Here is a 21,778-nt window from a genome sequence, read left to right on the forward strand (position 1 = left end):
TGGCGTTCGCAAGACAATCGCCGAATGGAGACAACACGCAAGCCATGACCGCATCGACCCCGCCCTCCGCATCCGCCACTCCCGATCCGCGCGAAGCCCCGCGCGCCTTCCTCGAACACCTGTACCGCGTGGCGGTGGACCGCGCGCTGCCGCTGTCCACGCTCGGCGCCCATCTGCCGAAGCCGCCCAAGGGCCGCACCGTGGTGCTGGGCGCCGGCAAGGCCGGCGGGTCGATGGTGCAGGCGCTCGAAGCGCTGTGGCCGGCCGATGCGCCGCTGTCGGGCCTCGTCGTCACGCGCTACGACCACATCCCGCCGCGCCCCGAGGGCGTGCCGCAGCGCATCGAACTCGTCGAGGCCGCGCATCCCGTGCCCGACGCGGCCGGCCAGCAGGCGGCCGAGCGCATCCTCGCGCTCACGCAGGGCCTCACGGCAGACGACCTCGTGCTGTGCCTCATTTCGGGCGGCGGCTCTTCGCTGCTGGTGTTGCCGGCCGACGGCCTCACGTTGGCCGACAAGCAACGCATCAACAAGCAGCTGCTCGAAAGCGGCGCCCACATCGGCGAGATGAACTGCGTGCGCAAGCACCTGTCGCGCATCAAGGGCGGGCGCCTCGCGGCGGCCTGTGCGCCGGCGCGCGTGGTGACGCTCACCATCAGCGACGTGCCCGGCGACGACCCGGCAGTGATCGCCAGCGGCCCCACGGTGCCCGACGCCACCACCTGCACCGACGCGCTGGCCATCCTCCACCGCTACGGCATCGAGGTGCCCGCGCCCGTGCGCGCGCAGCTCGAAAGCGGCGCGCTCGAAACCCCCAAGCCGGACGACGCCGTGTTCGCCGGCCACAGCACGCACCTGATCGCCACGCCGCAGCAGTCGCTCGAAGCCGCTGCCGCGGCAGCGCGCGCCGCCGGCATCGGCGTGCACGTGCTGAGCGACGAGATGGAAGGCGAATCGCGCGAGGTCGGCAAGGTGCATGCGGCGCTCGCCCGTGCCGTGGCCCATCGGGGCGAGCCCTTCGCCCGGCCCTGCGTCATCCTGTCGGGCGGCGAAACCACGGTCACCATCCGCCCGCGCCAGCCCGGCCAGGCCAAGGGCCGCGGCGGACGGGCCGGCGAGTTCTGTCTGGGACTGGCTGGCGCGCTCCTGGGCCAGCCGCAGGTGTGGGCGCTGGCCGCCGACACCGACGGCATCGACGGCGTGGAAGACAACGCCGGCGCCTTCGTCACGCCCGACACGCTCGCGCGCGCCACGGCGCAGGGCAAGAAGCTCTCCGACCACCTCGACCGCAACGACGCCTACGGCTACTTCGACGCCATCGGCGACCTGTTCGTGACCGGTCCGACGAACACCAACGTCAACGACTTCCGCGCGATCCTCGTGCTGTAGGGGCGGCCGAGCCCTCGGCGGGCTCCGGCAGCGATTGTGAACTCAGGTTAATCTACGGCTCCGGCGGCTCCTGGCCGCCGTTGTCGCATGCGCACCCCCGCATTTCCATGGGGGTGCCGCGCCGCGCGCCCGATTTCCCGTTTTCATCATCCAGTCCTCGAAGGAAAGAGTTCGCCATGACCGCCACCTACACCGACACCCGCCTGCTGATCGACGGCCAATGGGTCGACGCCGCCGACGGCAAGACGCTCGACGTGCTGAACCCCGCCACCGGCAAGGCCATCGGCAAGGTGGCGCACGCCAGCATCGTCGACCTCGACCGCGCCCTGGCCGCTGCCCAGCGCGGCTTCGAGGCCTGGCGCGACACGCCCGCCAACGAGCGCGCCGCCGTGATGCGTCGCGCCGCCGGCCTGATCCGCGAACGCGCCCTGGACATCGCCAAGCTGCTGACGCAGGAGCAGGGCAAGCCGCTGGGCGAGGCCAAGGTCGAAATGATGGCCGCCGCCGACATCATCGAATGGTTCGCCGACGAAGGCCGCCGCGTGTACGGCCGCATCGTGCCCTCGCGCAACCTGGCCGCGCAGCAGCTGGTCATCAAGGAGCCGGTCGGCCCGGTCGCGGCCTTCACGCCGTGGAACTTCCCCGTCAACCAGATCGTGCGCAAGCTCGGCGCCGCACTGGCCACCGGCTGTTCCTTCCTGGTGAAGGCGCCTGAAGAAACCCCGGCCTCGCCGGCCGAACTGCTGAAGGCGTTCGTCGATGCCGGCATTCCGGGCGGCGTCGTGGGCCTGGTGTTCGGCAACCCGGGCGAGATCTCGAGCTACCTGATCGCGCACCCGATCATCCGCAAGGTCACCTTCACCGGCTCCACGCCGGTCGGCAAGCAGCTGGCCGCGCTGGCCGGCTCGCACATGAAGCGCGTCACGATGGAACTGGGCGGCCACGCCCCGGTGATCGTGGCGGAAGACGCCGACGTGGCGCTGGCCGTCAAGGCCGCCGGTGCCGCCAAGTTCCGCAACGCGGGCCAGGTCTGCATCTCGCCGACCCGCTTCCTGGTGCACAACAGCCTGCGCAACGAGTTCGCGAGCCTGCTGGTCAAGCACGCCGAAGGCCTGAAGCTCGGCGACGGCCTGGTCGAAGGCACCAACCTCGGCCCGCTGGCCAACGCCCGCCGCCTCACGGCCATGGCCCATGTGCTGGAAGACGCGCGCAAGAAGGGCGCCACCGTGGCGACCGGCGGCGAACGCGTCGGCGACACCGGCAACTTCTTCGCGCCCACCGTGATCACCGACGTGCCGCTGGACGCCGACGTGTTCAACAACGAACCCTTCGGCCCGATCGCGGCGATCCGCGGTTTCGACACGCTCGAAGAAGCCATCACTGAAGCCAACCGCCTGCCGTTCGGCCTGGCTGGTTACGCCTTCACCAAGTCGATCAAGAGCGCGCACCTGCTGAGCCAGAAGCTCGAGCTGGGCATGCTGTGGATCAACCAGCCCGCCACGCCCTCGCCGGAAATGCCATTCGGCGGCGTGAAGGATTCGGGCTACGGTTCGGAAGGTGGTCCGGAGGCGATCGAGGCCTATCTGAACACCAAGGCTGTTTCGATCCTCGGCGTCTGAACTGGGTTCTCCCCCAGTCTCCGCGCACTTCGTGTCGCTTCGCCAACCCCCTCGCCGGGGGCAACACCTGCGGCCCGGCAAAGCCGGTTCCGCGGTGTTCCTCGAAGGGGCCGGAGGTCAGTCCTCAGCGCTGGCGTTCCAGAACGCCTGCTGGACGCCTTCCAAGGCTTCCAGCTCCGCCATCACCTGGTCGAGCTCCTCGGGCTCGACCGCGGTGGCGTAGAGCGTCGCCGCAATTTCGGTGTCGGCAGGGCCGAAGGCGTGCTGGTCGATGTCGCGCACGGGGTAGTTCGCGGCCTCCAGCTGCACCAGCAGCTGGTCCATCACCTCGGGCCGCGCGGCGCGCGAGCAGATCACGCGCACCGTGTAGGTCGCCTCGCTCGATTCCTCGTGCACCGGGCGGCGGTTGATGCGGTTCACCACGGGCCGCAGCAGCGTGTTGCTCGCGAGCACGAAGAGGGCCGCGATCAGCGCCTCGCCCAGCAGGTCGGCGCCCGCGCAGGCGCCCACCGCAGCCGACCCCCACAGCGTGGCCGCCGTGTTCAGACCCGTGATGTTGGCGCCTTCCTTCATGATCGCGCCCGCGCCCAGAAAGCCGATGCCCGAGACCACATAGGCGACCACGCGCACCGCGCCGTCGGGGCCGCCCAGACGGGCGGCCATGTCGACGAACACGGCCGCGCCGACGGCCACCAGCGTGTTGGTGCGCAGGCCCGCGGTGCGCTGGCGCACCTGGCGCTCGAAGCCGATCAGCGAGCCGAGCAGGAAGGCCGCGCCCACGCTGACGAGTGTGTCGAGCAGCGAAGGCAGGTTGATGTTGTGAAGCGCTTGCATGCGCAGGTCCTCCTTGTCGCGGCACAGGGTAGCGGTGCCATGTGACAGCCGCTACCGCCGTGCCTGTCGTTGTTCTTCTTGCTCACTGCCAGCCGTACCTGCGCGCGTACCAGCCCTTCACCGCCTGCGTCAGCGTGGCGTAGCCGACGAGCATCAGCACCAGCCAGGGGAAGTACGTGAGCGGCAGCGCCTGCAGCTTGAAGTAGTGCGCCAGCGGCCCCATCGGCAGCCAGATGCCGATCGCTGCAATCGCCACGCCCATCGCCAGCAGCGGCCAGGCGGCGCGGCTTTGCAGGAACGGAATCCGGCGCGTGCGGATCAGGTGCACGATCAGCGTCTGCGACAGCAGGCCCTCGATGAACCAGCCCGACTGGAACAGCGTCTGGTGCTCCACCGAGTTGGCCGCGAACACGAACCACATCACGGTGTAGGTCAGGATGTCGAACACCGAGCTGATCGGCCCGAAGAACACCATGAAGCGGCCCAGGTCGGCCGGGTTCCAGCGCTGCGGGGTCTTCAGGAACTCTTCGTCCACGTTGTCGAACGGGATCGCGATCTGCGACACGTCGTACAGCAGGTTCTGCACCAAGAGGTGCAGCGGCAGCATCGGCAGGAAGGGCAGGAACGCGCTGGCCACCAGCACCGAGAACACGTTGCCGAAGTTCGAGCTGGCCGTGATCTTGATGTACTTGAGCATGTTGGCGAAGGTGCGACGGCCTTCCACCACGCCCTGCTCCAGCACCATCAGACTCTTCTCCAGCAGGATGATGTCGGCCGATTCCTTGGCCACGTCCACCGCGCCGTCCACCGAGATGCCGATGTCGGCGGCGCGCAGCGCGGGCGCGTCGTTGATGCCGTCGCCCATGAAGCCGACCACGTGGCCGTTGGCGTGCAGCGCCTGCACGATGCGTTCCTTGTGCGCGGGCGTGAGCTTGGCGAACACCTGGCGCATTTCAACCACCTGCCGCAGCTCGGCCTCGTTCATGCGCTCGACCTCGTGGCCCAGCACCATGCGTCCGGCGTCGATGCCGACGTCGCCGCAGACCTTGCGCGTGACCAGCTCGTTGTCGCCGGTCAGAACCTTCACCGCCACGCCGTGCGCGGCCAGCGCCTGCAGTGCGGGTACGGTCGATTCCTTCGGCGGATCGAGAAAGGCCACGTAGCCCAGCAGCGTGAGCCCCGATTCGTCGGCCACGCTGTAGGCCGGCTTGCGTGCATCGGCGTGCAGCGTGCGGCTGGCCACCGCCACCACGCGCAGGCCCTGGGCATTGAGTTCGGAGGCCACGCGATGGATGCGCGTCATCACATTGGTATCGAGCGCGAGCACTTCGGCACCGCGTTCGACCGAGGTGCACACCGACAGGATCTCTTCGAGCGCGCCCTTGCAGATCAGCAGGTGCTCGTCGTCGCCGTGTGCCACCACCACCGACATGCGGCGGCGCGAAAAATCGAAGGGCACTTCGTCGACCTTGCGCCAGCTGGTCTGCAGTTGTGTGTCGAGCTGCACTTCGGCGTGGCTGAGCACCGCCTTGTCGAGCAGGTTCTTCAGCCCCGTCTGGTGAAAGCTGTTGAGATAGGCCTGCTGCAGCACATGGTCGGAGTCTTCGCCCCAGGCGTTGGTGTGGCGTTCGAGCACGATGCGGTCCTGCGTGAGCGTGCCGGTCTTGTCGGTGCACAGCACGTCCATCGCGCCGAAGTTGTGGATGGCTTCGAGCCGCTTCACGATCACCTTGCGGCGCGACATCACGACGGCGCCCTTGGCCAGCGTGGCGGTCACGATCATCGGCAGCATCTCGGGCGTGAGGCCGACCGCGATCGACAGCGCGAACAGCGCCGCTTCCCACCAGTTGCCCTTGGTCACGCCGTTGATCACCAGCACCAGCGGCGCCATCACCAGCATGAAGCGGATCAGCAGCCAGCTCACGCGGTTGATGCCGGCCTGGAAGGCAGTCGTGCCCCGGTCGGTGGCACTCACGCGTTGCGCCAGCGCGCCGAAGAAGGTGCGCGCGCCGGTGTGCACGATGACCGCGGTGGCCGTGCCGCTGATGACGTTGGTGCCCATGAAGAGCAGGTTGTCGCGCTCCAGCACGCCGGCCTGGTGGTCGGCGGCGGTGGCGGCGAACTTCTCCACGGGCATCGATTCACCGGTGAGTGCCGACTGGCTGATGAACAGGTCCTTGGCCGAGAGCAGCCGTGCATCGGCGGGGATCATGTCGCCGGCCGACAGCGCGATCACGTCGCCGGGCACGAGGTCGCGCATCGGCACTTCGATGCGCTGCGTGCCGGCGTGCGCGAGGTCGAAGCCGGAGTCACCCGCACGACCTGCCTTTTCGCCTGGCGTGGGGCGCAGCACCGTCGAGGTGTTGCTGACCATCGCCTTGAGCCGGTCGGCCGCCTTGTTGGAGCGCGACTCTTGCAGGAAGCGCAGCACGGTCGACAGCAGCACCATGCTGCCGATCACCACGGTGGCCTTCGTGTCCTCGGTGATGTACGAGACCAGCGCGAGCACCGTCAGCAGCAGGTTGAATGGGTTGCGGTAGCACTGCCACAGGTGGTTCCACCACGGCAGCGGCTGCTCGTGGCGCACCTCGTTGCTGCCCAGCCGCTTGCGCAGGGCCAGCGCGTGGGCTTCGGTCAGGCCTTGCGACGAGCTGTTCATGCGCACCAGCACTTCGCCCGCATCGGTGTGCGAGGCGGCGGCCAGCGCCTTGGCGATCTCGGGCGGCATCGCGGCCGATCCGACGCTGCTGGGCTTGGCGCTGAGCAGCGTCTGCCAGCGCTCGAAGTGATGCAGCATGTGGCGGCTGCGCAGGAAGCTCTCGAAAAAGGACTTCAGGACGTTCTTCATTTTTCTTCTCCTTCGTGCGGGCGTTCAGCGTGCGAATGCCCAGGTGAGACCCAGCGTCCAGCCGCGCGGACCGTCGTGGCGCAGGTCGCGTGCGTGGCTGAGGTCGACGTTCAGGGCCGGTGTGGCCGTCCAGCGCAGGCCGGCGCGCCAGGCGTTGCGTCCGCCTTCGCGGAAGCGCTCGGCCACGAGCGACAGCGCGGGCAGGGCGGCCCACTCGATCGCGGCGCCCGAATGGCTGGTGCTCGGCTGCGCGCGATGGAAGTCGCGGCCCAGGTTGAAGTGGGCGCGCCATTGCTCGTCGAATTGCCAGGTCACGGGGATCACGAGGCTGCTGTCGGTGAAGCGCAGCGAGGTGCGCTCGGCGCTGTTGCGTTGCCATGTGGCCGAGGCCAGCACGCCGGCGCTCAACGTGTCGGTGAGCGCGAAGGCCCACTTGATCTGCGGACCGGCGCGCACGGTGCGGCCGTCGGTGGTGCGTTCACGCTCGAGGTTCAGGCCCAGTTCGACCGGGCCGACACGGCAGGCCGGGCCGAGGTGCACGAGGCGCTGGCCGCCCCAGGTCTCGATCTGGCACTGGCCCGGATCGAGGATGGCGGCGTCGTCCACCGAGTGGTGTCCGCCGGCGGCGTGGGTCTGTGTGGCGGCAAGGCCGCAGAGCGTGGCGAGCCAAGCGGGGGCCGATCCCAGGGCGCGGGGTGGCGCAGGTCGGCGAGCGATGAGAGGGCGGGCGGTGGAACGGGCGGCGGTCGCCGTCCGCACGACACGCCGCAGGCGTTCGCGGGTCATGGGAGTTTCTCCTTCGGTTGCGGCGCGCCGCGAACGAAGGAGGCTCCCGTGGCGACGGCTTACTCAGCAGTCAGCGGGCAGGACTCCTTCGCAGCGCGGCAGGCTGCGAGGTGAATGGGGCATCGAAAAAGCGGTGAAGGCGGCGCGCAGCGGCGCAAGCAAGGGTCCGGGTCCATGAGGGCCTCCTGTTCTGGTTGAGTGGCAGGGGCAGGCTTCAGCGGCGCGAGCCGTGGCCGGGCTGGTCGAGCAGCAGGAAGAAGCTGCGGATGCGGCGCGTGGTCCACAGCGCGGCGGCGCGGTCCAGGGCCTGCTCGTCGTCGACGACGTGCGGCGCTGGGTTCACCCGGGCAGGTGCACCGGCGTGCGCCGACGGGCGACCGTGCGACGGTCGCGTCTGCGGATGCAACGGGCGAATCTGAAATTGGCGCATGACAAGGCTCCTTCGCGCTGAAGGGCCTCGCGCACGGACGCACGCAAGCTGACTGAAAAAGTCAGCGACGAGAACAACGGGTATCGGTAGGGGAGAGCCGCTTGCCCGAGGGGCAAGGGGTTCGCGCTGCGGGCACGCCGGCCGCAGCGCGGGAGCTGCCTGCGCTTAGAGGGCCTGGAGTGTCACGCCTGCCGAGGCACGCGTCTTGTCACTGATCCAACTGGCACTGTCCACGCACGGGGCTCCGAAATAATGATTTCCGGATTGTTGCACCGCATCATTGGCAGCGTCAACCCTTGGGGACAAGGGAAAGGCCGCGCGCGGGGCGTGTGTTGCGGATTCGCGGCTGGTTCGCGCTGCGTTCGATGGGTGTCGGAAACCAGCGGAAGATGTTCGAGTCGCCGCGCCAGCCGTCGCTGAAGCGCACGAAGAGGAAGCCCGACATCGCATTGCCCAGGTCGTCCACCGGGATGCCTGCGGCGCGCAGCGCGGCGACTTCCATCGGGGCGCTCATGTCGACGGGCAGTTTCAGCGTGATGGTGGCGCTGTGAAGGCTGGGTCTGGGCATCGGTTTCTCCCTGCGTTGGCCGTGGACCGTAGTGAAGCGCAAGAAGTTGTGTCAGGCGATACCGAAGATATGGGAGCCGCTCACAGGAGAGAGCGATGCGATGCACTCTTTCTCCCTCGGAGCATCCCTCGACCGGGGGATGCCATGGGTAGGGTGCGGCAGGGTGGCCTATGCCGAATGCCTTTGCCAGTGCCTATAGTCGACGCGCATGAAGACAAGCACGCCCGCCATCCTGTTCATCTGCACGGGCAACATCTGCCGCTCCCCGACCGCGCACGCACTGCTGGTTCACAAGGCGCGGCTCGCAGGCTTCGCGGTGGAGGTCGACAGCGCCGCGATCTCCGACGAGGAGCGCGGCAATCCGCCCGACCCGCGCTCGGTGGCCGAGGCGCGGCGACGCGGCATCGAGATGCCCGCGCACAGCGCACGCCAGGTGCGCGCGGCCGACTTCGAACGTTTCGATTGGCTCGTCGGCATGACGCAGCAGCACTGCGCCGCGCTGCGCAGGCGTGCGCCGGCGGGTGCGGCGCGCAAGGTGCGCTTGCTCTCGGAGTTCGCACCGGCCATCGGCGGCGACGTGCCCGACCCGTGGTACGGCGGGCACCAGGCCTTCATCGAGGCCTTCGACCTGATCGACCTCGGTGTGGAAGGGCTGCTCGCGCAGCTGCGTCGCGACGCAGCCTGACCGCGTTCAGCCCGTGCAGAGCGCCCGGATCGTCGGCGGAATCGGCACCGCGCGGATGCCGCCGCCTTCGCGCTTGACCGCAAAGATCCGCACCTCTTCGCATTCGAGGATCAGGTCGTCGCCGCGCGTCACGCGGTAGGTCTGCACGAAGCTCTTGTCGCGCCACTCGGTGATGCGCACCGCGATGTGCAGCGTGTCGCCGTAGCTGGCCGCCTTGACGAAGCGCGTGTGCGTGTCGACCAGCGGCGTGCCGATCACGCCGAGGGTCTGGGCGGTTTCTTCCCAGCGCGGCACGCCGCATTCGGCGAAGAAGTGCCGCGAGGCCGCATCGATCCAGCGAAAGAAGTTGGGAAACCAGACGATGCCGGCGGGGTCGCAGTCGCCGAACTCGACGCGCGCGGTGTAGACGACTTCCTTGCTGGAGCCGTCAGGAGAAGAGGGGGTGCTGTTCATCCGTCGATTGTCCGGGGTGCTCAGTCGGCCTTGATGCCGCGCTCGCGGATGAGCGCGCCGAAGCGCTGCGAGTCCGCCAGCGCACGGCGCTGGAAGTCGGCCGGCGTGCCCGGTGCCGGCTCGCCGCCGATGGCCGCGATGCGTTCCTTCACCGCCGGCAGCGCGAGCGCGCGGTTGATCTGCGTGTTGAGCTGCGCCACCACATCGGGCGGCGTGCCGGCCGGCGCGTAGAAGCCGAAGACCGTGTCGGCGTCGAAGCCACGCAGGCCTGCTTCGTCGAGCGTGGGCACATCGGGGAACTGCGACGAGCGGTGCGGGCTGCCCACGGCCAGCAGCTTGAGCTTGCCGGCGCGCACCTGGTTGAGCGCAATGCCGGGGTCGAAGGCGTAGTCGATCTGGCCGGCCAGCAGGTCCTGCAGCGCAGGAGCGGCGCCGCGATACGGCACGTGCAGCGCGAACAGGCCGGCCTGGCTCTTGAACATCTCTCCTGCCAGGTGCGGCGAGCTGCCGTTGCCCGGCGAGCCGTACGAGAGCTTGCCGGGGTTGGCCTTGAGGTAGGCCATGAACGACTTCACGTCGGTCGGCGGCAGCGAGGGGCGCGTGACCAGGAACACCAGCACGCGCGCGGCGGCGGCCACGGGCATCAGGTCCTTCGCGGGGTCGAAGCTCATGCGCGCGTACAGGTGCGGATTCACCGACACCATGCCGCCCGAGCTCATGAGCAGCGTGTAGCCGTCGGCCGTCGCGCGCGCCACGGCCTCGCCGCCGACATTGCCGTTGGCGCCGCCGCGGTTCTCGATCACCACGGGCTGTTTCAGCGCCTCCTGCAGCGGCTGCGAGACGGCGCGCGCGAGCTGGTCGGCCGCGCCGCCAGCCGGGAAGTTGACGATCACCTTGATCGGCTTCGACGGCCAGGTGTCGGCGTGCGCGAGGGGCGTGCACAGGGCGGTGCCGATCAATGCCAGCGCCAGCAGCAAGCGGCGCGGTGGAGTGGGCAGGGTGCGTGGGGTCATGGGGCTTGTCTCCTTTTTATGTGGGTGTCGTGGTGGTCGGGCGGCGCTTCATCCAGCGGATCGGTTGCGCCTGCACCGGGCGCGGCGCGGCGCCGTGGCGCGTGAGGGCGGCATCGAGCGCCTTGCCGCCTTCGTCTGCGAGCGCGGCTTCGCGCGCGGCGGCAATGGCCTCGGCGCGCGCGGCGGGCTGCATCGCCGCGCGACCCGCGAGTTCGTCGATCACGTGCAGCAGGTTGTGCTTGCCGCGCTCGTTGGTGCTGCCGTAGCCCTTGATGAGTCGGCCGCACAGCGCGAGTTCGCGGCCCAGTGCCCAGTGCGCGCGGGTGCCGGCCTCGACGGCGGAGAGCCAGCGCTCGATCAGCGCCTGCTCTTCGGCGAAGCGGCTGCCGCGTCGGCGCAGCCAGGTGAGCGACGACAACAGCCGCAGCGACGCCATGCCCAGCACCGAGTGGCTGCCCACCTGCAGCGGCAAGGCCCACGGTGCGAGCCCGCGCGACTGGCGGCCACGGTCCCACGCGGTCACGCGGCGCGCGAGCGACGGCGGCAGCAGCGCCGCGAACTCGGGCGCACCGGGCTTGAAGTGGTCGTAGACCTTCACGATGTCCTCGTCGCCGGCGCGCACTTCCTGCCGCACGCGGCTGGCACGCGTGGCGCGGCCCTTGAGCGCGGCGACGCGCACGATGTCGTCGAAGGCCATCCACAGGGCCAGCCAGCGCGCGGTTTCTCGCGTGACCGCGAAGCCCTGCGCACTCGAGGGATCGCTGGCGCGTTCGGCCTCGAGCACCCGCGCGAGGCGGTCGACGTACAGCGCGGCGTAGGCGCCGTCCTGGTAGTCGCGCACCCGCGCGTGGCCGAGCGCGAGGATGTCGTGCACGGCCGGCGGAAAGCGGCGCGCCACGTCGTCGGGCAGGGCCTGCGGTGTCGGCGGTGCGTCGCGCGTGTCGTCGCTGGCCAGCACGCCCTGCACGAAAGCAGCCTGGGCGCGCGGCGCGCTCACGGCCTCGAAGGCGGCGGCAAAGCCGCGCAGGCTGGCGGCAGCCATCTTGCCGATCTTGTCGGGCGCCGTGTCGTTGCCGCCGCGCACCGCGTGTTCGTAGGCCGCGCGCGGGAACGGGAACAGCCCGCTGCCGGCGATGGCGCCCAGCATCACGGCGCTGACCACCGTGCCGGCTTCGCGCGCCATCGCGCCCATGTCGAGCACGTGGTGCTCGCGGCTGAAGGCCTTCACCACGTCGAGCAGGCGCTGCGCGTCGGCGCGGCCGTCGCCCGGCACCATGCGCTCGGCCGTGGTGAGCACGCGCGCCGACGAGCTGATGACCAGCGTGCGCAGCGGCGCGCTCATGCCGTTGCCGATCTGGCGCGTGGTCTCCAGCAGTTCTGACGACACGATCGCGTCGAGCGCACCCGGCACCGGGCTCAGGCTGAACACGGGGCGTCGGCCGCCCAGCTGCGCGAGCGGCACCGGGAACACCTCGATGTAGTAGGTGGTGGCGCCGGTGCGCTGCGCCACGCCGGGGATCGATGTGCTCTGCGCCGCGTAGCCCGCGTGGCGCGCGGTCTCGACCAGCCATTCGGTGAGCACGCCACCGCCTTCGCCGCCGAGGGCGCAGACGAGCAGGGTGGTGGGGCGTTGGTTCTGTTCCATGTCGTTGTTCTCTCTCATGCCGGCCGCAGTGCGCTGACCACTGCGCCGCGCAGACCGTGTAGCAGCCGTTCGTGCCACTTCGGGTTCTGCACCACCTCGGCGCGGTAGAAGCTGGGGCACAGCGTGGCCGCGTGCGCATTGGCGCCGCACAGGCCGCAGCCCACGCAGCCGTCGATCACCACGGCCACCGGGTCCACCTTCAGCGGATCGGGGTTGTCCTTCAGCGTGAGCGTGGGGCAGCCCGACAGTCGGATGCAGGCGTGGTCGCCGTTGCACACGTCCTCGTCGACGCCGTACTTCACGCGCACCACGCGCTTGCCTTTCTTCAGCAGGCCGGCGATCCACGGCTTGATGCGGCGCTGGCGTTCGAGCTGGCATTCGCCCTCGGCGATCACCACCTTCAGGCCGTTGAAGTCGCTGGTGAGCGCCTCGGTCAGCGTCTTGCGCATGCGCTCCACGTCGTAGGTGGTGACGGTGCGCATCCACTGCACGCCCAAGCCCTTCAGCGTGGCCTCGATGGTCTGGTTCTTGTCGACGAGGCTTTGCTGCTTGTCTTCGGCGCGTTCCTTGATCTCGTCGTCGGGCGTGGAGATGATGTCCTGCGTGCCGGTGGCCGAGGTGTAGCCGTTCTTGAAGATCAGCAGCACCGCGTCGTCGCCGTTGAAGAGCGCGCTCTGCACGCCCGTGAGCAGGCCGTTGTGCCAGAAGCCGCCGTCGCCCATGATCGACAGCGTGCGGCGGTTCATCATCGGCGCCACGCCGGCGCGGCTCGCCAGGCTCATGCCGTAGCCGAGGATCGAATGGCCCATCGAGAAGGGCTCGAAGGTGCCGAAGGCGTGGCAGCCGATGTCGGCCGCGATGTGCACCGGCCCGGTTTCCTGCTGCGCGAGCTTGAGCGCGGAGAACACCGGCCGCTCGGGGCAGCCCACGCAGAAGCTCGGCGGGCGCGCGGGCAGCGGGGCGTCGAGCCGGCGCGCGACGGCCTCGCGGCGTTCGCGGTTGCCGGCCAGCCAGGACTGAGCCGACGCGATCGCCTCGCTCGCGCCGAGGTAGCGCTCGGCAAAGGCCGCGAGGCCGCCCGAGAGCGCTTCGACGCCGTACTCGCCTGCTTGCGGCAGCATGTCCTTGCCGTGCAGCGGGGTCTGGATGTCGCGGCGGCGCAGCAGCGTCGCAATGTCCTGCTCGATGTACTCGGGCTGACCTTCTTCCACCACCAGCACCGCGCGCTTGCCCACGCAGAAGTCGGCCACCTGCTCGGGCACCAGCGGGTAGGTCACGTTGAGCACCAGGATCGGAATGTCGGTCTCGCCGAAGGCATCGGCCAGGCCTTGCTGCTGCAGGCTGCGGATCAGCGCGTTGTAGAGCCCGCCCTGCACCACGATGCCCAGGTCGGGGTGGCGCGTGCCGGGCATCAGTTCGTTGAGGCCGTTCGCCACGATGTGGCGGCGCGCGGCCGGCATGCGCTCGTCGCCCTTGAGCTTCTCGTGGCGGAAGGTGACGGGCGGGTGCGCCAGTCGCATGTAGTCGAAGCCCGCGGGCTCGTCCATCAGCGCGCGCGTGGAAACGGTGGGCGCGATGTTGTCCTTGCAGTCGAAGCTGCCGCGCACGTGGCAGGTGCGGATGCGCAGCTCCATCAGGCAGGGCATGTTCGAGGCCTCGGAGAGCTGGAAGCCCTGCTCGACCATGCGCACCATCACGCCCAGGTCGGGCCGCGGATCGAGCAGGCACATGCTCGACTTGAGCGCGTAGGCATGCGTGCGCTCCTGGATCACGCTGGCGCCTTCGCCGTAGTCCTCGCCCACCACGATGAGCACACCGCCGGTCACGCCGGGCGAGGAGAGGTTGGACAGCGCATCGGCCGCCACGTTGGTGCCGACGATCGACTTCCAGGTGACGGCGCCGCGCAGCGGGTAGTGGATCGACGCGCCGAGCATCGCCGCCGCCGAGGCCTCGTTGGAGCAGGCTTCGACGTGCACGCCCAGCTCGTCCATGTACGTCTTGCCCTGCACCATCACGTCGAGCAGGTGGGACACCGGCGCGCCCTGGTAGCCGCCGACATAGGCCACGCCCGACTGCAGCAGGCCCTTGGTGATCGCGAGGATGCCCTCGCCGTGGAAGGTGTCGCCCGCGCCCAGGCGCAGCATTTCCACTTCCTTGCTGAATGAAACTTCCATCGTGTCTCGTGCTTCTGTCGTGGGGAGAACGCGGGAGTGTGGGCGGGCGTGCGTCATACTTCAATGCAATGAGCCAGCTATCGAATATGAAATCGGTGCATATGGAGTCGGTCGACCTCAACCTGCTGCGGTTGTTCGACGCCGTCTACCGCACCCGCAACGTGAGCCGCGCCGCCGAGGCGCTGGGCCTCACGCAGCCGGCGGCCAGCCACGGCCTCACGCGCCTGCGCCTGCTGCTGGGCGATGCGCTCTTCACGCGCAGCCTGGGCGGCGTGGCGCCTACGCCGCGCGCCGAACGGCTGGCGGCACCGGTGCAGGCGGCGCTGGCCATGCTGCAGCAGGCGCTGAGCGAGCCCGAGCGCTTCGATCCGGCCGCCTCGCGCAAGCTGTTCCGCATCCACATGAGCGACATCGGCGAGGGCCGCTTTCTGCCCGCGCTGATGGCGCGGCTGCGCGAGCTGGCGCCGGGCGTGCGTGTCGAGACCCTGCCGCTGGCTCCCGGCGAGATCGCGGGCGCGCTCGACAGCGGCAAGGTCGACTTCGCCTTCGGCTTCCTGCCGCGCGTGAAGGACACGCAGCGCACGCAATTGCTGAAAGACCGCTACATCGTTCTGCTGCGCGAAGGCCATCCCTTCGTGAAGCGTCGGCGCAGCGGCCAGGCGCTGCTCGACGCGCTGCAGGAGCTCGACTACGTGGCCGTGCGCACCCATGCCGACACGCTGCGCATCCTGCAGTTGCTGAACCTGGAAGACCGCCTGCGCCTGACCACCGAGCACTTCATGGTGCTGCCGGCCATCGTGCGTGCCACCGACCTCGCGGTGGTGATGCCGCGCAACATCGCGCGCGGCTTCGCGGCGGAGGGCGGCTATGCCATCGTCGAGCCGCCGTTTCCGCTGCGCGACTTCACGGTGTCGCTTCACTGGAGCAAGCGCTTCGAGGCCGATCCGGGCAACCGGTGGTTGCGGCAGGTGATCGTGGCGTTGTTCTCGGAGCGAGGCTGACGCTGGCCTGTGCACGCGCCCTGAACACACACGCGTTATTCTCAAGCGTTCCCGTTTCGCGTCTCCCGCCGTCCCGCCCCGTCCGCATGTCCGTCCCGCATCCCCTTTCTCCCGCCTTCCTCCACCGCTTCGCACGCTCCGGCGCGCGCTGACGGCATCCCGGTGCAAGCGATTCTTTCCGGGGCCGGCCCGATCCTCGTCTTCATGGCTTGCGTGGCCCTGGCCACCTACGCGCAGAACCTCACGGGCTTCGCATTCAGCCTCATCCTGCTGGGCCTGGTGTCGGTGTTCGACATCGTCAGCGTCAACGAGGCCGCGAATGCCGCGACCGTGCTGAGCCTCATCAACGCCTGGACCTACTTCCGCGCGCGCCCCGGCCCCGTGCCCTGGCAGCTGATGAAGCCCGCGCTCAACGGCAGCACCGTCGGCGTGATCGTCGGGCTCATGCTGCTCGTGTGGCTCAGCGGCAGCGCCGTGGTGTGGCTGAAGGGCCTGCTGGGCGTGTCGATCCTGGTCTGCGCGGTATTGCTGCTGCTGCAGGGCAAGCCGCTGCCGGCGGTGTCGGGCCGCACCAGCTTCGCGCTCATCGGCGGACTTTCGGGCGTGCTGGGCGGCTTGTTTTCCGCCTCCGGCCCGCCCATCGTCTTCCACATGTACCGCCAGCCGCTGGACCGTGAACTCGTGCGCCGCGCGCTGCTGTTGATGTTCGCCTTCAACTCGCTCGTGCGGCTCGTCATCGTGGTACCCACCGGCCATTTCTCGTGGCGCTCGGCGCTGCTCGCCGGCTGCGCGATGCCCGTGGTCTACGGCGCGACGCGGCTGCACCACCGCCTGCCCAACAAGCTGCAGCCGCGCACGCTGCAATGGCTGGTCGGCGGGCTGTTGTCGGTGGCCGGCGTGACGCTGCTCGCGACCGCCTGGACCGCCATCGCGCACGGCTGAAAAAAGCCGAAAACCCTCGATTTCCGGCGTGGCCCGGGAATTGCAGCGTCAATCCAAGGGTTTCCCCGGACGTGGCATACCGGCCCTCACATACGCGTTATGGGCGCCCCCGTATGCAAGACCCCGCGCAAGCCGCTAACGTCCATGACTGGCCCACCCAGGGCCGCCCACGAGCCTGAAAAGCATGAGCACCGAGAGCAGTAGCAGCAGTAATCCGATTCAACCGATCCGCTTTTTCCATCGCGGAAAGATCGTCGACGTCAGCGGCGTCCACCCGACCCGTTCGGTCCTCGACTGGCTGCGCGAGGACGCGCGTTGCACTGGCACCAAGGAAGGCTGCAACGAAGGCGACTGCGGCGCCTGCACCGTCGTGATCGGCGAGCTGGCCACCGACGACGGCGCACCCGGCACGGTCGGCGGCCTGCAGCTGCAGACGGTCAACGCCTGCATCCAGTTCCTGCCCACGCTGCACGGCAAGGCGCTGTTCACGGTCGAAGACCTGAAGGGCCAGTGTGCAACGCAATGCAAGCCCAAGGCCGAAGCCCCCGCCAAGCACGCCGTCCACCCGCTGCACCCCGTGCAGCAGGCCATGGTCGACTGCCACGGCTCGCAGTGCGGCTTCTGCACGCCGGGCTTCGTGATGTCGCTGTGGGCCAGCTACGAACACCACCAGGCCGAGGGCACGCAGCCCACGCGCCAGCAACTGGCCGACGACCTCTCGGGCAACCTCTGCCGCTGCACGGGTTACCGCCCGATCCTCGATGCCGGCCAGCGCATGTTCGACCTGCCCGCCGTGCGCCTGGACACCGCGCCCGTGGTGGCCGCGCTCACCGCGCTGAAGAACGACGGCCTGGACTACGCGGCCCCGCTCGGCGCCCGCATCGACCACTTCCATGCCCCGAAGACCATCGCCCAGCTCGCCGCGCTGCGCGTGCAGAAGCCGCGTGCCCAGCTGCTGGCCGGCTCGACCGACGTCGGCCTGTGGGTCAACAAGCAGTTCCGCGACCTCGGCGACATCATCTATGTCGGCGACGTGGCCGAGCTGAAGACGGTGGAAGAGCGTGCCGACGAGCTGTACATCGGCGCCGGCGCTTCGCTCGAGGCCGCCTTCGGCGCGCTGGTCGAGCGCGTGCCCAGCCTGTCGGAGGTGTGGCTGCGCTTTGCCTCGCCGCCGATCCGCCACGCCGGCACCATGGGCGGCAACGTCGCCAACGGCTCGCCCATCGGCGATTCGCCGCCGGTGCTGATGTCGCTCGACGCGCAGATCGAGCTGCGCCGCGGCGACGTGGTGCGCCGCATGCCGCTGCCCGACTTCTACATCGACTACATGAAGAACCACCTGCAGCCCGGCGAGTTCGTGCAGGGGCTGGCCGTGCCGCTGGCCGCCATGCGCCGCCAGGTGCGTGCCTACAAGATCAGCAAGCGCTTCGACTGCGACATCTCGGCGCTGTGCGCGGGCTTCGCCATCGAACTGGAAGAAGGCAGCGACACGGTGAAGGCCGTGCGCCTGGCCTTCGGCGGCATGGCCGCCACCGTCAAGCGCGCCGCGAACGCCGAAGCGGCGCTCGTCGGCAAGCCCTGGACGCAGGCCAGCGTCGCCACCGCCAAGCTCGCGCTGGCGCAGGACTTCAAGCCGCTGTCCGACATGCGCGCCTCGGCCGACTATCGGCTGCAGGTGGCGCAGAACCTGATCCAGCGCCTGTGGCTGGAGACCCGTGCGCAGGACGCACTGTCCCTCGAAGAAACCAGCGTCTGGAGCGTGATGCCCCATGTCGTTGCCAAGGTTGCGGCGGAAGGACTCTGACCATGAACAAACCCATCGACGCCCGACTGCTGCAGCCGGCCGAGGCCTTTGCCGACTACCTGAAGAACACCGCCGCCCGCATCGACGTGGGCGCCGAAGCGCTGGCGCACGATCGCGGCATGCGCGTGGGCATCAGCCGCCCGCACGAGTCGGCGCACCTGCATGTGGCCGGCGAGGCCACGTACATCGACGACATCCCCGAACTCGCGGGCACGCTGCACTGCGCGCTGGGCCTGTCGCCCGTGGCCAACGGCCGCGTGACGGCGCTGTCGCTCGACGCCATCCGTGCCATGCCCGGCGTGGTGGCCGTCATCACCGCCGACGACATCCCCGGCACCAACGACTGCGGTTCGATCATCCATGACGACCCGATCCTGCTGCCCGTGAACGATGGCGGCCAGATCCGCTACCTCGGCCAGCCCGTGTTCGCCGTGATCGCCGAAACACGCGATGCCGCGCGCCGCGCCGCCGCCAAGGCCAAGGACGCGCTGACCATCGAGGCGCAGCCGCCCGTGCTCACGCCGCAGGACGCCCATGCGCGCGGCCAGTACGTGGTGCCGCCGATGCACATCGTGCGCAGCGGCGGGGCCGCCAACGAAGGCGACGAGGCCGCCGTGCGCGCTGCCATCGCGAAGGCGCCGCACCGCCACCAGGCCACGCTCGACGTCGGCGGGCAGGAACAGTTCTACCTCGAAGGCCAGATCAGCTACGCCATCCCGAAAGAGGGTGGCACGCTGCACATCCACTGCTCGACGCAGCACCCGAGCGAGATGCAGCACCTGGTGGCGCATGCGCTGCATCTGTCCTCGAACGAAGTGCACGTCGAATGCCGGCGCATGGGCGGTGGCTTCGGCGGCAAGGAATCGCAGTCGGCCATCTTCGCCTGCGTGGCGGGCATCGCGGCGCGGCAGCTGCAGCGCCCCGTGAAGCTGCGGCTCGATCGCGACGACGACTTCATGATCACCGGCCGCCGTCACTGCTTCTGGTACGAGTACGACGTGGGCTACGACGACGAGGGCCGCATCCTCGGCGCGGAGATCACCATGGTCTCGCGCGCCGGCCATTCGGCCGACCTGTCGGGTCCGGTGATGACGCGCGCGCTGTGCCACTTCGACAACGCCTACTGGCTGCCCAACGTGAGCATGCACGGCTTCTCGGGCAAGACCAACACGCAGAGCAACACCGCGTTCCGCGGCTTCGGCGGCCCGCAGGGCGCCATCGCCATCGAGAACATCATGGACTCGGTGGCGCGCGAGTTGAAGCGCGATCCGCTCGACGTGCGGCGCGTCAACTTCTACGGCAAGGGCGAGAACAACGTCACGCCGTATCGCCAGACCGTGACCGACAACATCGTCCACGAACTCGTGGCCGAGCTGGAAACCACCAGCGACTACCGCGTGCGCCGTGAAGAGATCGCCGCCTTCAACGCGAAGAGCCCGGTGCTCAAGCGCGGCCTGGCGCTGGCGCCGCTGAAGTTCGGCATCTCGTTCAACGTGAAGCACTTCAACCAGGCCGGCGCGCTGGTGCATGTGTACACCGACGGCTCGATCCTCGTGAACCACGGCGGCACCGAGATGGGGCAGGGCCTGAACACCAAGGTGGCGCAGGTGGTGGCGCATGAGCTGGGCGTGAGCTTCGAGCGCGTGCGCGTCACCGCGACCGACACGACCAAGGTGGCGAACACCTCGGCCACGGCTGCCTCGACCGGCGCCGACCTCAACGGCAAGGCCGCGCAGGACGCCGCCCGCCAGATCCGCGAACGCCTGGCTGCCTGCGCGGCAGATCGCCACGGCGGCACTGCTGCCGACGTGCGCTTCGCCAACGACCAGGTCGAGGTCAACGGCCGCACGCTGGCCTTCAGCACCGTGGTGGGCGAGGCGTATCTCGACCGCAAGCAGCTGTGGTCCGACGGCTTCTACGCCACGCCCGGCCTGAGCTGGGACAAGGACAAGATGCAGGGCCGCCCGTTCTACTACTACGCCTACGGCGCGGCGGTGAGCGAGGTGGTGGTGGACACGCTCACCGGCGAATGGAAGCTGCTGCGCGCCGACATCCTCCACGACGCGGGCAAGTCGCTGAACCCGGCGGTGGACATCGGCCAGGTCGAAGGAGCCTTCATCCAGGGCATGGGCTGGCTCACGACCGAAGAGCTGGTGTGGCATCCGCAAAGCGGCAAGCTCACCACGCACGCGCCGAGCACCTACAAGATCCCGACGGCCAACGACTGCCCGCCGGTGTTCAACGTGCGCCTGTTCGAGGGCCAGAACTTCGAGGATTCCATTCACCGCTCCAAGGCCGTGGGCGAACCGCCGCTGCTGCTGCCGTTCTCGGTGTTCTTCGCGATCCGCGATGCCGTGTCGGCCGCGGGCGGGCACCGGGTCGATCCGCCGCTGAAGGCGCCGGCCACGAGCGAATCCATCCTGCGCGCCCTCACCGCGGTGCAGGCAGCCTCTGGCGAATGAGCACCGGCCGTGCTCGCACGGTCCGAGCGTCCTTCCGTTCTCCAAATGTTGCGCTGTATAACTGTTCGCACAGACAAGAAAGGTGTGAACAGCCATGAGAGACCAGGCGCTTTTCGACAAGATCGACCTTCATCTGATTCGGGTGCTTCACACCGTGTTGACCGACCGCAGCGTCTCGCGCGCAGCCATCCGCCTGGGCATGTACCAGCCGGCCGTTTCGGCCGCGCTGAAGCGCCTGCGCGAGCTGTCGGGCGACCCGCTGCTGGTGCGCTCGGGCTCGGGCATGGTGCCGACCGATGCGGGGCTGCGCATGATCGAACCCGCCGCGAGCATCCTGCGCGCGGCCGAAATGCTGTTCTCGGATGCACGGGGCTTCGAGCCGCAGTCGGCGGCCACTACCTTCCGCATCGCGGCCAGCGACTACATGGACCCGCTGTTCCTGCCGATGCTGGTGGCGCAGGTCAAGCGCGAGGCGCCGCTGTGCCAGATCGAGATCCATGCGCTCACGCCCGATTCGGACTACCACGGGCACCTGGCGCTCGGGCAGGTCGACCTGGTGATCGGCAACTGGCTCAAGCCGCCGGAAGACCTGCACATGGCGCGCCTCTTTGGCGACGAGGTGGTGTCGCTGGTCAACCAGGACCATCCGGCGGTGCGCCGCGGCTGGGACCTGGAGACCTGGCTGGCGGCCGAGCACATCGCGCCCACGCCGATGCACCCGGGCGGGCGCGGCATCATCGACCAGATGCTCGACGAGCTGGGGCGGCAGCGCAACATCACGGCGCGCTGCGCGCACTTCAGCCTCATTCCCGACATGGTGGCCTCCAGCCTGCTGGTGCTGACCACCGGGCGCCAGTACTGCGAGCGCTTTGCCGCACGGCTGCCCGTGAAGATCCTCGAGTGCCCGGCCGCGCTGCCGCGCCTCATGTACTACCAGCTCTGGCACGAACGCACGCACTCGTCGAGTTCCGCGCGCTGGCTGCGCGAATGCATCAAGGGCGTGGCGGCGTCGCTGCGGCCCGGCTTCGATGCCGCCCCGCCCATCGCGCGTGCCCTGCCGGCTGAACCGCTTTCCGATCCTCCCTGAGGCTTCCGTCGCGCCGGCGTCGCGACCGAGGCAACGATG

At 69.2% G+C, this 21,778-nt stretch carries 17 protein-coding genes; 8 read left to right on the forward strand and 9 right to left on the reverse strand.

Features of this window, described 5'->3' with window-relative positions; translation table 11 throughout:
* The first annotated feature begins 44 nt into the window (after positions 1 to 44).
* Both D3H34_RS24735 and D3H34_RS24740 read left to right on the forward strand, forming a co-directional pair.
* A complete protein-coding gene (locus D3H34_RS24735; RefSeq protein WP_119556891.1) occupies positions 45 to 1,388 on the forward strand; it encodes a glycerate kinase type-2 family protein in 1,344 nt (447 codons plus the stop codon).
* Positions 1,389 to 1,564: 176 nt separating this feature from the next.
* Entirely contained in the window at positions 1,565 to 3,007 is a 1,443-nt protein-coding gene (locus tag D3H34_RS24740) for an NAD-dependent succinate-semialdehyde dehydrogenase (RefSeq protein WP_119556892.1), read from the forward strand.
* A gap of 117 nt (positions 3,008 to 3,124) precedes the next feature.
* On the opposite strand, the gene D3H34_RS24745 is transcribed toward D3H34_RS24740, so the two are convergent.
* The 5 genes from D3H34_RS24745 to D3H34_RS24765 form a co-directional block, all read right to left on the reverse strand.
* Positions 3,125 to 3,841 (reverse strand): MgtC/SapB family protein, encoded by a 717-nt coding sequence (locus D3H34_RS24745; RefSeq protein ID WP_119556893.1) that lies wholly within the window; start codon positions 3,839 to 3,841, stop codon positions 3,125 to 3,127.
* Positions 3,842 to 3,923: 82 nt separating this feature from the next.
* The gene (gene mgtA, locus D3H34_RS24750) at positions 3,924 to 6,689 is read right to left on the reverse strand and encodes a magnesium-translocating P-type ATPase (RefSeq protein WP_119556894.1); all 2,766 of its coding nucleotides are present in this window, start codon (positions 6,687 to 6,689) and stop codon (positions 3,924 to 3,926) included.
* Positions 6,690 to 6,713: 24 nt separating this feature from the next.
* Complete coding sequence (locus D3H34_RS24755; protein ID WP_147400482.1) at positions 6,714 to 7,475, reverse strand: PA4824 family protein; 762 nt, start codon at positions 7,473 to 7,475, stop codon at positions 6,714 to 6,716.
* A 214-nt stretch (positions 7,476 to 7,689) separates the two neighbouring features.
* Positions 7,690 to 7,905, reverse strand: coding sequence for a hypothetical protein (locus D3H34_RS24760; protein WP_119556896.1), 216 nt, complete (start codon positions 7,903 to 7,905; stop codon positions 7,690 to 7,692).
* A 289-nt stretch (positions 7,906 to 8,194) separates the two neighbouring features.
* Positions 8,195 to 8,473, reverse strand: a complete 279-nt coding sequence (locus tag D3H34_RS24765; protein WP_286186198.1) for a hypothetical protein — start codon at positions 8,471 to 8,473, stop codon at positions 8,195 to 8,197.
* A 208-nt stretch (positions 8,474 to 8,681) separates the two neighbouring features.
* Here D3H34_RS24765 and D3H34_RS24770 point away from each other — a divergent pair, with 208 nt between their 5' ends.
* Positions 8,682 to 9,158, forward strand: coding sequence for a low molecular weight protein-tyrosine-phosphatase (locus tag D3H34_RS24770; RefSeq protein ID WP_119556897.1), 477 nt, complete (start codon positions 8,682 to 8,684; stop codon positions 9,156 to 9,158).
* A 6-nt stretch (positions 9,159 to 9,164) separates the two neighbouring features.
* Here D3H34_RS24770 and D3H34_RS24775 read toward each other — a convergent pair whose 3' ends face one another.
* The 4 genes from D3H34_RS24775 to D3H34_RS24790 are packed head-to-tail and all read right to left on the reverse strand — an operon-like array spanning position 9,165 to position 14,443.
* On the reverse strand, positions 9,165 to 9,611 hold the full coding sequence (locus D3H34_RS24775) for an acyl-CoA thioesterase (protein WP_119556898.1): 447 nt from the start codon (positions 9,609 to 9,611) through the stop codon (positions 9,165 to 9,167).
* Positions 9,612 to 9,631: 20 nt separating this feature from the next.
* A complete protein-coding gene (locus D3H34_RS24780; RefSeq protein ID WP_119556899.1) occupies positions 9,632 to 10,624 on the reverse strand; it encodes a Bug family tripartite tricarboxylate transporter substrate binding protein in 993 nt (330 codons plus the stop codon).
* A 16-nt stretch (positions 10,625 to 10,640) separates the two neighbouring features.
* Positions 10,641 to 12,269 carry an indolepyruvate oxidoreductase subunit beta family protein gene (locus D3H34_RS24785; RefSeq protein ID WP_119556900.1) on the reverse strand — a complete coding sequence of 543 codons (1,629 nt, stop codon included), beginning with the start codon at positions 12,267 to 12,269 and terminating at the stop codon, positions 10,641 to 10,643.
* A 14-nt stretch (positions 12,270 to 12,283) separates the two neighbouring features.
* A complete protein-coding gene (locus tag D3H34_RS24790) occupies positions 12,284 to 14,443 on the reverse strand; it encodes a thiamine pyrophosphate-dependent enzyme (protein ID WP_119556901.1) in 2,160 nt (719 codons plus the stop codon).
* 86 nt (positions 14,444 to 14,529) lie between these two features.
* Here D3H34_RS24790 and D3H34_RS24795 point away from each other — a divergent pair, with 86 nt between their 5' ends.
* From D3H34_RS24795 to D3H34_RS24815, 5 genes are all read left to right on the forward strand, one after another.
* Positions 14,530 to 15,444: a LysR family transcriptional regulator gene (locus D3H34_RS24795; protein ID WP_119556902.1), complete on the forward strand. Its 915-nt coding sequence runs from the start codon at positions 14,530 to 14,532 to the stop codon at positions 15,442 to 15,444.
* 162 nt (positions 15,445 to 15,606) lie between these two features.
* Entirely contained in the window at positions 15,607 to 16,386 is a 780-nt protein-coding gene (locus D3H34_RS24800) for a sulfite exporter TauE/SafE family protein (RefSeq protein ID WP_119556903.1), read from the forward strand.
* Positions 16,387 to 16,570: 184 nt separating this feature from the next.
* Positions 16,571 to 18,190 (forward strand): xanthine dehydrogenase small subunit, encoded by a 1,620-nt coding sequence (xdhA, locus tag D3H34_RS24805; RefSeq protein ID WP_119556904.1) that lies wholly within the window; start codon positions 16,571 to 16,573, stop codon positions 18,188 to 18,190.
* A 2-nt stretch (positions 18,191 to 18,192) separates the two neighbouring features.
* Positions 18,193 to 20,652, forward strand: a complete 2,460-nt coding sequence (xdhB, locus tag D3H34_RS24810; protein ID WP_119556905.1) for a xanthine dehydrogenase molybdopterin binding subunit — start codon at positions 18,193 to 18,195, stop codon at positions 20,650 to 20,652.
* A 94-nt stretch (positions 20,653 to 20,746) separates the two neighbouring features.
* Entirely contained in the window at positions 20,747 to 21,739 is a 993-nt protein-coding gene (locus D3H34_RS24815; protein ID WP_119556906.1) for a LysR family transcriptional regulator, read from the forward strand.
* The last annotated feature ends 39 nt before the right edge of the window (positions 21,740 to 21,778 follow it).

Source organism: Acidovorax cavernicola, assembly GCF_003581445.1.

Excerpts from the sequence above, each read along its gene's own strand:
- D3H34_RS24740 (WP_119556892.1), top strand. The coding sequence starts at position 1,565 with ATGACCGCCACCTACACCGACACCCGCCTGCTGATCGACGGCCAATGG.
- D3H34_RS24735 (WP_119556891.1), top strand. The coding sequence starts at position 45 with ATGACCGCATCGACCCCGCCCTCCGCATCCGCCACTCCCGATCCGCGC.
- D3H34_RS24790 (WP_119556901.1), bottom strand. The coding sequence starts at position 14,443 with ATGGAAGTTTCATTCAGCAAGGAAGTGGAAATGCTGCGCCTGGGCGCG.
- D3H34_RS24815 (WP_119556906.1), top strand. The coding sequence starts at position 20,747 with ATGAGAGACCAGGCGCTTTTCGACAAGATCGACCTTCATCTGATTCGG.
- D3H34_RS24775 (WP_119556898.1), bottom strand. The coding sequence starts at position 9,611 with ATGAACAGCACCCCCTCTTCTCCTGACGGCTCCAGCAAGGAAGTCGTC.
- D3H34_RS24785 (WP_119556900.1), bottom strand. The coding sequence starts at position 12,269 with ATGGAACAGAACCAACGCCCCACCACCCTGCTCGTCTGCGCCCTCGGC.
- D3H34_RS24755 (WP_147400482.1), bottom strand. The coding sequence starts at position 7,475 with ATGACCCGCGAACGCCTGCGGCGTGTCGTGCGGACGGCGACCGCCGCC.
- D3H34_RS24770 (WP_119556897.1), top strand. The coding sequence starts at position 8,682 with ATGAAGACAAGCACGCCCGCCATCCTGTTCATCTGCACGGGCAACATC.
- mgtA (WP_119556894.1), bottom strand. The coding sequence starts at position 6,689 with ATGAAGAACGTCCTGAAGTCCTTTTTCGAGAGCTTCCTGCGCAGCCGC.
- D3H34_RS24795 (WP_119556902.1), top strand. The coding sequence starts at position 14,530 with ATGAAATCGGTGCATATGGAGTCGGTCGACCTCAACCTGCTGCGGTTG.
- xdhA (WP_119556904.1), top strand. The coding sequence starts at position 16,571 with ATGAGCACCGAGAGCAGTAGCAGCAGTAATCCGATTCAACCGATCCGC.
- D3H34_RS24780 (WP_119556899.1), bottom strand. The coding sequence starts at position 10,624 with ATGACCCCACGCACCCTGCCCACTCCACCGCGCCGCTTGCTGCTGGCG.
- D3H34_RS24765 (WP_286186198.1), bottom strand. The coding sequence starts at position 8,473 with ATGCCCAGACCCAGCCTTCACAGCGCCACCATCACGCTGAAACTGCCC.
- xdhB (WP_119556905.1), top strand. The coding sequence starts at position 18,193 with ATGAACAAACCCATCGACGCCCGACTGCTGCAGCCGGCCGAGGCCTTT.
- D3H34_RS24760 (WP_119556896.1), bottom strand. The coding sequence starts at position 7,905 with ATGCGCCAATTTCAGATTCGCCCGTTGCATCCGCAGACGCGACCGTCG.
- D3H34_RS24745 (WP_119556893.1), bottom strand. The coding sequence starts at position 3,841 with ATGCAAGCGCTTCACAACATCAACCTGCCTTCGCTGCTCGACACACTC.